Source organism: Streptomyces sp. NPDC056948 (assembly GCF_042674225.1).
GTDB classification, from domain to species: Bacteria; Actinomycetota; Actinomycetes; order Streptomycetales; family Streptomycetaceae; genus Streptomyces; species Streptomyces purpurascens.
In genome coordinates this window covers 1-11,538 of the sequence record NZ_JBHUQX010000313.1, presented here as the reverse complement: position 1 = coordinate 11,538, position 11,538 = coordinate 1, and the positions used below count along the sequence as shown (strand labels likewise).

At 71.4% G+C, this 11,538-nt stretch carries 13 protein-coding genes; 2 read left to right on the top strand and 11 right to left on the bottom strand.

Annotation, left to right across the window (positions count from 1 at the left end; genetic code table 11):
- Positions 1-42 precede the first annotated feature (42 nt).
- The 8 genes from hypA to ACFTZL_RS31815 form a co-directional block, all read right to left on the bottom strand.
- Entirely contained in the window at positions 43-399 is a 357-nt protein-coding gene (hypA, locus tag ACFTZL_RS31850) for a hydrogenase maturation nickel metallochaperone HypA (protein WP_382488247.1), read from the bottom strand.
- Between the two features lie 7 nt (positions 400-406).
- Entirely contained in the window at positions 407-604 is a 198-nt protein-coding gene (locus ACFTZL_RS31845; protein ID WP_382589709.1) for a hypothetical protein, read from the bottom strand.
- Between the two features lie 34 nt (positions 605-638).
- Positions 639-845, bottom strand: coding sequence for a hypothetical protein (locus tag ACFTZL_RS31840; protein WP_382589706.1), 207 nt, complete (start codon positions 843-845; stop codon positions 639-641).
- A 42-nt stretch (positions 846-887) separates the two neighbouring features.
- Positions 888-1,484: a DUF5947 family protein gene (locus tag ACFTZL_RS31835; RefSeq protein WP_382589703.1), complete on the bottom strand. Its 597-nt coding sequence runs from the start codon at positions 1,482-1,484 to the stop codon at positions 888-890.
- Positions 1,481-2,032: a NifU family protein gene (locus tag ACFTZL_RS31830; protein ID WP_382589700.1), complete on the bottom strand. Its 552-nt coding sequence runs from the start codon at positions 2,030-2,032 to the stop codon at positions 1,481-1,483. The genes ACFTZL_RS31835 and ACFTZL_RS31830 overlap by 4 nt, the downstream gene beginning before the upstream one ends.
- Entirely contained in the window at positions 2,025-3,818 is a 1,794-nt protein-coding gene (locus ACFTZL_RS31825; RefSeq protein WP_382589697.1) for a nickel-dependent hydrogenase large subunit, read from the bottom strand. Before ACFTZL_RS31825 ends, ACFTZL_RS31830 begins: the two co-directional genes overlap by 8 nt.
- Positions 3,819-3,891: 73 nt before the next feature.
- Complete coding sequence (locus ACFTZL_RS31820; RefSeq protein ID WP_382589694.1) at positions 3,892-4,983, bottom strand: hydrogenase expression protein HypE; 1,092 nt, start codon at positions 4,981-4,983, stop codon at positions 3,892-3,894.
- A gap of 1 nt (position 4,984) precedes the next feature.
- Positions 4,985-6,520, bottom strand: coding sequence for a hypothetical protein (locus ACFTZL_RS31815; RefSeq protein ID WP_382589691.1), 1,536 nt, complete (start codon positions 6,518-6,520; stop codon positions 4,985-4,987).
- A 119-nt stretch (positions 6,521-6,639) separates the two neighbouring features.
- Between ACFTZL_RS31815 and ACFTZL_RS31810 the strand changes: the two genes are divergently transcribed.
- Complete coding sequence (locus tag ACFTZL_RS31810; RefSeq protein ID WP_382589688.1) at positions 6,640-8,319, top strand: NAD-dependent malic enzyme; 1,680 nt, start codon at positions 6,640-6,642, stop codon at positions 8,317-8,319.
- Between the two features lie 78 nt (positions 8,320-8,397).
- Positions 8,398-9,309, top strand: a complete 912-nt coding sequence (gene sigJ, locus ACFTZL_RS31805; RefSeq protein ID WP_382589685.1) for an RNA polymerase sigma factor SigJ — start codon at positions 8,398-8,400, stop codon at positions 9,307-9,309.
- A gap of 10 nt (positions 9,310-9,319) precedes the next feature.
- On the opposite strand, the gene ACFTZL_RS31800 is transcribed toward sigJ, so the two are convergent.
- From ACFTZL_RS31800 to ACFTZL_RS31790, 3 genes are all read right to left on the bottom strand, one after another.
- The gene (locus ACFTZL_RS31800) at positions 9,320-10,057 is read right to left on the bottom strand and encodes an SDR family oxidoreductase (protein WP_382589682.1); all 738 of its coding nucleotides are present in this window, start codon (positions 10,055-10,057) and stop codon (positions 9,320-9,322) included.
- Between the two features lie 77 nt (positions 10,058-10,134).
- Positions 10,135-10,746, bottom strand: coding sequence for a TetR/AcrR family transcriptional regulator (locus ACFTZL_RS31795; protein ID WP_382589679.1), 612 nt, complete (start codon positions 10,744-10,746; stop codon positions 10,135-10,137).
- A 47-nt stretch (positions 10,747-10,793) separates the two neighbouring features.
- Positions 10,794-11,538, bottom strand: a 745-nt coding sequence (locus ACFTZL_RS31790; RefSeq protein WP_382589677.1) for a 3-hydroxybutyryl-CoA dehydrogenase, incomplete at its 5' end; no start/stop codon positions are given.

Sequence of the window (11,538 nt, the reverse complement as noted above, 5' to 3'; positions counted from 1 at the left end):
GCGTGTGGGCCCCGCCGATGGTGCCGGCGGGGCCCACTCACGCTATGCGGAGGCCGGTGACGGCTCGATGCCCGTGATCTCCAGCTCCCGGCCGCTGCGCAGATCGTTGGAGGGCTGGTCGCAGCGCGGGCACCAGAAGAACGGGGGCATGCCCACCGGGAACTCCTCGGCGCACGGGCCGCACCAGGCCTGCCCGGGGATCTGCTCGACCACGAGCCTGGCCCCGGCGAGGGCGGTGCCGTCGCGGGCCACCTCGAAGGCGAAACCGAGGGCGTCGGGGACGACGCCCGCCAGCTCGCCGACCCGGACGGTCACGGTCGAGACGGCGTCCGTCCCGTCCGCCCGGGCCAGCTCGTCGGCCCGCTCGATGATCGCGGTCGCGATCGACAGTTCGTGCACGGCCGGATCACGGATACCGGTTGCCCGCGCGGAAACCGCCGGCCATCCGCCAGATCCGCGCCTCCCGCCTCAGGCTGGGCCACTCCCAGCACACCAGCGCCAGAGCCACACCGCCCACCAGGACGGCCTCGGCCTTCAGCACCCGCTGTCCGCTCAACCCGCCTCGCCTGCGCGCGACGGGTCTGCGTACTCGTTTGACCTTCATTGCGGCGACTCCCTGCTCTGTCCGAGACCGGCTCTCATCCCGGCGAGATGTTCGGCATGCCCTCCACGAGGGCGTCATGCCGCTTCCAGTGGATCCCCGTGGAGCGGCGCGCGTCGGCGGTGCCGTCCTCGTGGTGCCCCTTCTGCTCCGCGTACCGTCCCTTGTTGCCCTGGTGCATGCCGGCGACGTGCCCGGGGGTGTCGGGCCTCGCCTGGGGCCGGCCCACTCTGATGCTGCCCATGGGGTGCTCTCCTTCCTCGCCTCCGACCTGCGGAGTGCGTGCTCATGGCCGCTCGGTGAGGTCCTCGAAGAACCGCTCGACGACCGGCCAGACCCGGCCGCCGCCGGACAGGCCGCGCCACTCCCGGCGTACGACGGCGACCATCCGGTAGCAGTCGTCGACCGGCACGATCCAGTGGTGATCGAGACCGTGGACGGTGTTCACCAGCAGGGCCTCCACCTCGGGTTCCACGGTGGCGAGCTGTGGAACCGTGCCGGCCAGTTCCCGCCAGGCCGCCGCGTCCACCTCCCACCGCATGGCCCCCGCCGGGCTCGGGCCCTGCGCGGTGACGGTGCCGTCCGCCCGGGGCACGAAGAAGACCAGACCGACCGGTACGCCCAGTACCGCCGTGTCGACATGCGGCAGCCGGATACGGCGCCGGGGCACGAGCCGGTACTGGCCGTCCCCCGCCCCGGCCTCGGCGAACAGCACCGAGCAGGGCCGGCAGGCGCAGCGCACCTCCTCCTGCCCGGCGTCGTGGAGATGGGCGTGCTCGTCGGCGAGCGGCGCGGCGCACAGGTCGCACACCTCCTCCGCGGCCGCCGCCGTGCGGTCGGCCGAGGAGCGGATGAGGCGGGCCAGTGCCCCGTCGGTGGTCACCGGGCGTCCCGGGTCGTCAGCGTGGTCAGCGGTACGAACGCGGGGGCCGGCGTGCTCGGCAGTGGTTCCACCGCCGTCAGCTCGGGAGCCACGGCGAGGACCGCCGCGCGGACCGCGTCGGTGACCTCGGAGCCTCCGCCACCGCAACCGGAGCCGCACCCGCCGCCCGCCGTCAGGCGCACCCGGGCGACCTGCCCCTCCACCCCGGCCCACTCCACGTCGCCGCCGCGCTCCTGGACGGCGGGCCGCAGCCGCTCGACCGCGCGGGCCGCCCGGCGCTCGGCGGGCTCGGGGTGGATGTCGTGCAGGACCAGCAGATGGCCCAGCAACTCGTCGCCGGCCAGGTTCCCGGCCAGCGGCCCGTCCGCGTGGTCCATGACGCGGGCCAGTGCCTCGCCGTAGACCTCGGTCAGGAGCGCGACCGCCTCGGTGGCGGAGCGGGTGGTGGGGCCGGGCGCGGACTCGAGGCCTGCCAGCAGGTCGTCGAGCCGGGCGAGCCGGGCCTCGACGTCCGGGTCGGCCAGCCGCGCTCCGGCGGCCTCAGCCATGGTTCGCCCCGTACGTCGGCGAGTGCAGGGTGGTCAGCGTCTTGCCCTTGCCGACGTACATGTGCACACCGCACGGCAGACAGGGGTCGAAGCTGCGGACGGTGCGCATGATGTCGACGCCCTTGAAGTCGTCCGGCCCGTTCTCCTCGAAGATGGGCTGGCCCTGGACGGCGTCCTCGTACGGACCGGGGGTGCCGTACATATCGCGGGGGCTGGCGTTCCACGGGGTGGGCGGGTACGGGTGGTAGTTGGCGATCTTCTTGTCCTTGATCACCAGGTGGTGGGAGAGGACGCCGCGTACGGCCTCGTGGAAGCCGCAGCCGATCGCCTCGTCGGGCACCTCGTAGTTCTCGAACACCTTGGTCTCGCCCGCGCGCACCATCCCCATGGCCTCTTCCAGGAACTGCAGGGCCATGGCGGCCGCGTAGGCGACGAAGTACGGCCGGGCGCGGTCGCGTTCGATGGTGTTGCTCCACTTGGGGATGCGCCACTCCAGGGTGGTCTCCGGCAGCGACTCGCCCTTGGGCAGCGAGATGCGCACGCTGTGGCCGGTGGACTTGACGTACGGGGTGTCGACGATGCCGCTCAGCGCGGTCGACCACAGCCGGGCGAGCGGGCCGCCGCCGGTGTCGAGGGCGAGGTGCGCGTCGGTCCGCTTGTCGTACCAGCGCGGGCTCATCACCCAGCTGTACTTGCCGTCGAAGTCGCGCTTCTGCGGCACCGGGACGGTGGTCTGGTTCCACGGGTGGCGCATGTCGACGGGGTTGCCGAGCGGGTCGTGCGTGACGAAGGGCGATTCGTTGACCCAGTCCTCGTAGTACGAGCTGCCCAGCATGATGCGCAGGCCGAGGTTGATGTCGACGAGGTTGTTGGTGACCAGCTCGCCGTCGACGATGATGCCGGGGGTGACGTACATGTCCTTGCCCCAGGAGTTCATCGTCTCGTAGCGGTAGTCGACGGTCTGGGGGTTCTGGAAGGCGCCCCAGCAGCCCAGCAGGACACGGCGGCGGCCGACCTCCTCGTAGCCCGGCAGGGCCTCGTAGAAGAAGTCGAAGACGTCGTCGTTCATGGCGACGGACTTCTTCACGAAGTCGATGACCCGCATGAGCCGGCTGAGGTAGTCGGTGAAGGCGGTCGGCTGCGGCATCGTGCCGACACCGCCCGGGTACAGCGTGGACGGGTGGACGTGCCGCCCCTCCATCAGGCAGAACATCTCGCGGGTGACCCGGCTGACCTTCAGGGCCTCCTTGTAGACCTCGCCCTCGAAGGGGTTGAAGGCCTTCATGATGTCGGCGATGGTGCGGTAGCCGTGGATCTCGCCGCGGGGCGCGTCGGTGCGTTCGGCGCGGGCCAGCAGGCCGGGGTTGGTGGCCTTGACCATCGCCTCGCAGAAGTCCACGAACACCAGGTTGTCCTGGAAGATCGTGTGGTCGAACATGTACTCCGCCGCTTCGCCGAGGTTGACGATGTGCTCGGCGAGCGGGGGCGGCTTGACGCCGTACGCCATCTGCTGGGCGTAGTCGGAGCAGGTGGTGTGGTTGTCGCCGCAGATGCCGCAGATCCGGGACGTGATGAAGCCCGCGTCACGCGGGTCCTTGCCCTTCATGAACACCGAGTAGCCGCGGAAGAGCGACGAGGTGCTGTGGCATTCCACGACTTCCCGGTTGGCGAAGTCGATCTTCGTGTAGATACCCAGGTTCCCGATGATCCGGGTGATCGGATCCCAGGACATGTCCACGAGTTGTGGCGGCTTGCGCTCCGTGGGCCGGGCCTCGGTGGTGGTCATCGGCGGTGCTGCCCCTCGCTGTCGGTGTTCCGGTGGGTGGTGGTGAGGTGCGCGCCCATGTGCGCGCCGGGCGTCATGAGGACCGCCAGTGCGGGTCGTAGCCGCTGGTCAGCTTGCGCTTGTTGTGGCGCCACCTGGGCTCGTGGTTGACCAGTTCGTTCGTCACGCCGCGCAGTCGGCGGATGACGGCCCCGTAGGGCTTGATGGCCAGGGACGACAGGGTTCCGCCCGGGGGCTCGTCCATGAACGGCATGAACGCGTCGGGGAAGCCGGGCATCGTGCACCCGATGCAGATGCCGCCGACGTTCGGGCAGCCGCCGATGCCGGCCATCCAGCCGCGCTTGGGCACGTTGCAGTTGACGACCGGACCCCAACAGCCCGTTTTGACGAGGCACTTGGGCGAGTTGTAGTCCTTGGCGAAGCTGGCCTGCTCGTAGTACGAGCCGCGGTCGCAGCCCTCGTGGACCGTCTTCCCGAACAGCCACTGCGGGCGCAGCATGTGGTCCAGCGGCGGCGGGGGTGCGGATCCGGCCGCGTGGTAGAGGACCCAGACCAGGGTCTCCATGAAGTTCTCGGGCTGGATCGGGCAGCCGGGCACGTTGACGATGGGCAGCCCGCCCTGGGAGGTGTAGTCCCAGCCCAGGTAGTCGGCGAGGCCCATGCAGCCGGTGGGGTTGCCGGACATGGCGTGGATGCCGCCGAAGGTGGCGCAGGTGCCGGCGGCCACCACCGCCCAGGCCTTGGGGGCCAGGTGGTCGATCCACCAGTTCAGGGGCTGCGGCTCGCCGGTCTCCGGGTCGTTGCCGAAGGACGTCCAGTAGCCCTCGCCCTCGATGATGTTCTGGTTGGGGACCGAGCCCTCGATGACGAGGATGAACGGGGCGAGGTCGCCGCGGACGGCGGCCCGGTAGGGAGCGAGGAAGTCCTCGCCGCCCAGGCTCGGGGAGAGCACCTTGTTGACCAGGTTCACCTTGGGCAGGCCCGGGATCAGGCCGAGCACCAGGTCCTCGATGGAGGGCTGGTCGGCGGCGGTCAGCGACACGGTGTCGCCGTCGCAGCTCATGCCCTCGGAGATCCAGAGGATGGTGATCTCGTCGAAGCCCTGACGGTCCTCGGCGCGATCGGGTTCCTTGCTGACCTCGGCTGTACTGCTGTTCGTTGTCATGTCACTCGGCCTCCGCTGCGGGGGTCTCGGAGTCGGTCGTGTGCCGGGCTGGTGCCGCGGCGGGAGCCGGTGCCGACGGCTCGTCCGGGGTTCCGGCGGGCTCGAGCGGTTCGAGCTCGTCGGGCCGGAAGTAGTGGAAGCGGCCGTACCAGGTGTGCAGTTCGGACGCGGGGTCGTCTTCGAGGGTGACGGCGAGGTGCACGCTGCCGTCCACGTCGTGGAAGACGGCGGCGACCTCGGCGGTCCGGCCGGCCAGGAACATGTCCTGGGCGTCGGCGCCCCGTCCGCGGGGACGGAGCCGGACACGGCTGCCGCCGCCGAGGGGCACGCCGTCGACGAGCACGGTGTCGGTGGTCGGGGAGAGACCGTCGTCGCCGCCCTCCTGCCACCAGGCGGGGCGTTCGGCGGTTGCCTGAGCGGTCGCCGGGGCGACCGGTGCCAGGGAGCGGACGGCGCCGTGGAGTCGTTCGAAGACCTCCTGCGGCATGGTGTCGACCCGGTCGAGGATCGCGGCCGCCCTGGGGTCGGTGGCCCGCGCTTCGCGCTTCTCCTCGTCGGTCAGCAGCATCGTGCGCAGGGTGAGGATCTCGTCGATCTCCGCGGCGTCGTGCAGGTCGCCCGGGCTCTCGGGGGCGACCTGGGGGTGGTCGGGCAGGATGATCGGCGCGGACAGCAGGAGGTGCCCGGCATCCTCGGCCGCGCCGCCGAGGACCGGGAAGGTGAACTCGTTGCGGCACGAGCGCGCGGGTGCCGCCAGCTCCGACGGCGGGTCGATCAGCGAGACGAACTCCACGCCGTCGCCGCCGATGAGGGTGTGGGTGGCGATGAGGGCCCGGCGCAGTGCCTCGTCACGCGCGGCCCGTCCTTCCGGTGCGGGCCCGGTGTTGGCCGTGCGGACCCGAAGCCGGCAGAGGTCGTCGGTGAGGCGCTCGGCGGTGACGGTGGTGTCGGCCCGTACCTCGTCGCGGTGCCGTGCCACCCGCCCGGCGCCCGCGGGCAGCGGCTCGAGGTCCACGCCGGCCGCCGCGCCCACGGGAGCGGTGCGTCCCGTGTCGAGGAGCTCGTCGAGGGGGACCACTAGCTCGCACTCGCGCGGTACCGCCTCGTCGAAGGTCAGATGCATCGTGCCGTCGTCGGTGCGCAGCGACGCGACGGGCCGGTGGCCGGTGTCCTCCACCTGCTTGCGCTGCGCCTGGAGGTAACGGACCCGCACACGGACGGAGGCGTCGCCGGGCCGCCGGATCCGCAGCAGGCACTCGGTCTGCTGGTACCAGGAGTCGGCGGAGCCCGAAACGCCGGGGACGACGGGGCCGTCCGACTCCACCCAGTCCCGGGGGAACAGCACCCCGAACTGCCATCGGACGCGGTTCTTGGCCGAGGACCGGCGGTAGGGGTAGAGGAGGTAGCCCTCGTAGAGGACGGCGTCGGCGACGGCGCTCAACTGTTCGAAGACGCCCCGGGACCGTTCCGGCGGCTGTTCCGCCGAGCCCGTCGTGGCAGGGCGCGCCCTGCCGCCCTCGACCAGTCCCTCCGCCATCGCGCCTCCTCGTCCGTGTGTGCACGCGCATCCCTTCCACCACGGTCACACCGCTCATCCACCCCCGCCTCCTCCGGCCCATTCGGTTGGGCCGTTCGGGGTGGGGAAGTCGTCACCTCATGGACCAGCCCACACATCACCACCCCCGCACGACCACCAGCCCCGGCGTCACGACCCTGGCCGACCCGCTGGTCAACAAGGGCACCGCCTTCAGCCGGCGAGAGCGCGCGGAGCTGGGGCTCGACGGCCTGCTGCCGCCTGCCGTGGAGACCCTGGACGAGCAGGTCGCCCGCGCCTACGAGGCGTTCCACGGCTACGACAAGCCCCTCAACCGGCACATCTATCTGCGGCAGTTGCAGGACACCAACGAGGTGCTCTTCTACCGTCTGGTCACCGAGTACCTGGAGGAGCTGCTGCCCGTCGTCTACACGCCGACGGTGGGTGAGGCCTGTCAGCGTTTCAGCGAGATCTACCGACGGCCGCGCGGGCTGTTCCTGAGCTGGGAGGACCGGCACCGCTTCCGGGACATCCTGCGCAACCGCCCGTACCCGGACCACGACGTGGACGTCATCGTCGTCACCGACGGACAGCGCATCCTGGGACTGGGCGACCAGGGCGTCGGCGGCATGGGCATCCCGATCGGCAAGCTGAGCCTGTACACGGCGATCGGCGGCATCCACCCCGCCCGTACGCTGCCGATCCTGCTGGACGTCGGCACGGACAACGAGGCCCTGCTGGACAACCCGCGCTATCTGGGCCGGCGTGACCGCAGGCTGACCGGCGCCCAGTACGACGAGATGATCGAGTCCTTCGTGTCGGCGGTCGAGGCGGAGCTGCCCGGCACGCTGCTCCAGTGGGAGGACTTCGCCACCGCCCACGCCCACCCGATCCTCGCCCGCTACCGCGACCGGCTGCTCACGTTCAACGACGACATCCAGGGCACCGCGGCCGTCGCGCTCGGCGCCCTGTCCACCGCGGCGGACGTGGCCGGCACCCCGCTGCCCGAGCAGCGACTGGTGATCCTGGGCGCGGGGTCGGCGGCCATCGGCGTCGCCGACATGATCCGCACGGCCATGGTCGACGAGGGGCTGCCGGAGGACGAGGCCACGGCACGGTTCTGGATCCTCGACGTCGACGGCCTGCTGGTGCGCTCCCGTGGCGAACTGACGCCGCAGCAGCGGAGGTTCGCGCGCGACGACAGCGAGGTGGCCGACTGGGACGGCACCGGGCTCGCCGAGGTGGTGCGCCGCGTCGAGCCGACGGCGCTCATCGGGCTGTCGACGGCTCATGGCGCGTTCACCGAGGAGATCGTGCGGCAGATGGCCTCGACCTGCGAGCGGCCCGTCGTCTTCCCGCTCTCCAACCCCACCTCCCACTCCGAGGCGGAGCCCGCCGACCTCACCCGGTGGACCGACGGCCGGGCCCTGATCGCCACCGGCTCGCCCTTCCCGCCGCTGACGGTGGACGGGCACGAGGTGCCGGTGGCGCAGTCGAACAACGTGTACGTCTTCCCGGCCATGGGGCTCGCGGTGACCGCGAGCCGCGCCACCCGCGTCACCGACCGCATGCTCGTGGCCGCCGCGCGTGCCGTCGCCGAGTGCGCGGTGCGGGCGGCGGACGGCGAGGACGGGCCCGTGCCGCTGCTGCCGCCCCTGACCGGGATGCGGGACTCCGCCCGCGAGATCGCCCTGGCCGCGGCCCTCGCCGCCGTCGAGGACGGGGTGGCCCCGCAGGCGACGGAGGAGGAGCTGCGCAAGGCGGTCGCGCAGGCGCAGTGGACGCCCCGTTACGAGGACTAGGAACGCATCCGAGCACTTCGGGGAACGTACTGTCGGACTGTCGGAGACACGACGGTCGACCCCGGAGGCATCGGCAGCATGGACCAGCGGCAGCCCCCCGACGACGCGCTGGACGCGGCCGCGGACGCCTTCGAGCGCTTGCGTCCGCGGCTGTTCGGTATCGCCTACCGCGTCCTGGGCAGCGTGTCCGAGGCCGAGGACGTGGTGCAGGACGTGTGGCTGCGCTGGCAGGGCGCCGACCGGAGCGCGGTGCTCGATCACGGGGCGTTTCTGGCGAAGATCACCACCCGTCTGGCGATCAACGTGGCCCGGTCGGCGCGGGTGCGCCGCGAGGCCTACGTCGGGCCGTGGCTGCCCGAGCCCGTGGACACGAGCGTCGACCCGCAGGTCGGCGCGGAGCGCGGCGAGGCGCTGGAACTGGCCGTGCTGCTGGTCCTGGAGCGGCTGAATCCCGTGGAGCGGGCGGCGTACGTGCTGCGCGAGGCGTTCGACTACGCGTACGACGAGATCGCGGGCATGCTGGAGCTGAGCCAGGCCAACACGCGGCAGATCGTCAGCCGGGCCCGCAAGCGGCTGTCCGCCGAGCGCCGGGAACCGGTCGACACAGCTCAGCACCGGCGCCTGTTCGACGCCTTCGTGGCCGCCGCGCGACACGGTGACGTGGCCGCGCTGGAGACCGTACTGTCGGCCGACGTGGTCGCCTACGCGGACGGCAACGGCATGCGTGGCGTGGCGCGGCTGGAGATCGTGGGGGCCGGGCGTGTGGCCAGGGTGACGGCCTTCGCCCAGAAGTTCTTCCCCGGGGCCGACTACGGCACAGTCCAGGCCAATGGACAGCCCAGTCTGCTGCTCGCCCGGGACGGGGTCGCCGTCGCCCTGGTGAGCGCCACCGTGGGGCCGGACGGCATCGACGGGCTCTACTGGGTCCTGACGCCGGACAAGCTGAGGGCGTACGAGCGGTCGGCGCGCAGGCTCACCGGCCGCCCATAGCCTCCTGGCCTCACTGCTGTTTGAGCCACTCCTCGTAGCGGGTGGCCGCGACGTGCGCGGTCCCGTCGCCGGTGAGCACGTCGGGCATGCCCGCGAACAGACCGGCGGTGTCGTCCGTGACGAGGGTCCGGCCGTCCGGCTTCGCCGCGAGGGTGAGCTCACCGAGCCGGTCCAGGCCGTGTGTCTCGGGGCCGGCGATGTCGCGGACACCGTTCGACGGTTCGCCCTGTGCCGCCTCGGCGACGGCGGCGGCGACCTCGGCGGAGGCGATCGGACGCAGTCGCAGGGAAGGCAAACGCACCTTCCCGCCCTCGGTGGACATGTCCATCACCGGAGCGATGAACTCGAAGAACTGGGTGGCGCGCACGATGCTGTAGGGCACGCCGCTGCCGCGCACGGCGTTCTCCTGGGCGGCCTTGGCCTCGTAGTAGCCGTAGCCGGGCACCTGGTCGACGCCGACGATGGACAGTCCGACATGGTGCCGCACGCCCGCCTCCTTCTCGGCGGCGAACAGGTTCCGCGCCGAGCGGGTGAAGAAGTCCAGGGCCGGCTCGGTGTCGAAGGACGGCGAGTTCGATACATCCACGACCACGTCCGCGCCCTTGAGGACCTCGGCCAGGCCCTCGCCGGTGAGGGTGTCGACGCCCGTGGAGGGGGCGGCGGCCACGGCCTCGTGCCCCCTGTCGCGCAGCAGCGCGACCACCTGCGAGCCGATGAGGCCCGTACCGCCGACGACCACGATCTTCATCACTGTCTCCGTTCGCTGGTTGGCTGACTCACCAGAGAGACAGGGCGGCGTCCGGGTCTGTGACAGCCGGTGGGGATTCACTCCGTCGGGACGGTGTCCGGCAGGCCGAGTGCGGTGGAGACATGACGCCAGACGGAGGTGAGCGCCGTGTCGAGGGTGACCGTCGGGTCGCGCAGCATGAGGCGGATGCCGTAGCCGTCGCTCAGGGACAGCACGAGCGTGCTGAGGTCGTCGACGTCGGTCGGCGTGAACTCGCCGGAGTCGATACCGCGCCGTACCGCGTCCCCCACCCAGGCGTGCAACTGCGCGTACAGGTCCACGGCGAAGACCCGGGTGGCCTCGTCGCGCAGCGCCCTGACCCACAGTTCCTGCCAGAGCCGCCAGTCCTGGTGGAGCTGGGGATCGGTCGGCAGCAGGTTGCGCAGGATGCGGGCCAGGATGACCGCCGCCGAAGCCGTTTCCGCGTCCCGTTCGAGGTCGACGGCCGTGTGGGCGAAGGAGTGGGTCATCGCCTCGGTGAACAGCTTCTCGCGTGTGTCGAAGTGGTAGTGGAGCAGCGCCGTCGACACTCCGGCGCGCTCGGCGACCATGCGCATGCGGATCTTCTCGAAGCCGATGTCGGCGATGACCTCGCACGCCGCGGTCAGGATGCGCTCGCGCGTGTCTGCCGTGCGCACCTTGGTGGACACCCTGCGGCTCCCCTCGTTCGGTGGTCGTGGGCCATGACCATCTTCCCTCACGCACGCCTCGCCGGTACCGGGGCCTCATGCCGCGGCTCTTCGTCGTACGTGTGGAAGCCCCGCCCGGACTTCCGCCCCAGCAGACCGGCCTCCACCATCCGGGACAGCAACGGGGGCGGAGAGTACTGGGGCTCGCGGAACTCGGCGTACAGCGACTCGGCGATGGCGCGCGTGGTGTCGAGGCCGATCAGGTCCGTCAGGGCCAGCGGGCCGAGCGGATGCGCGCAGCCGAGGACCATGCCCCGGTCGACGTCCTCGACGGTCGCGCTGCCCGACTCCACCATGCGGATCGCGGCCAGCAGATACGGCACAAGCAGCGCGTTGACGACGAACCCGGCCTTGTCCCGGGTCCGGACCACCTCCTTGCCGAGGGCGCCGGTCACGAACTCCTCGGCCCGTGCGGCCGTGTCGGGCGACGTGAGCAGCGACGGCACGAGCTCGACGAGGCGCAGGACCGGCACGGGGTTGAAGAAGTGCACCCCGACGACCCGGTCGGGCCGGGTCGTCGCGGCGGCGAGCCTGATGACCGGGATGGAGGAGGTGTTGGTCGCCAGGATGGTGCGCTCGCCGGTGATCACGGAGTCGAGGCGGGTGAAGACGTCGACCTTGAGGGCCTCGTCCTCGGCGACCGCTTCTATGACCAGGTCGTGGTCGTGCAGCACTTCGAGTTCATGGACGACGGTGATCAGGGAGTCGGCGACCTCCCGCCGTTCGTCGCTCAGTCTGCCGTGGGCGGTGGCC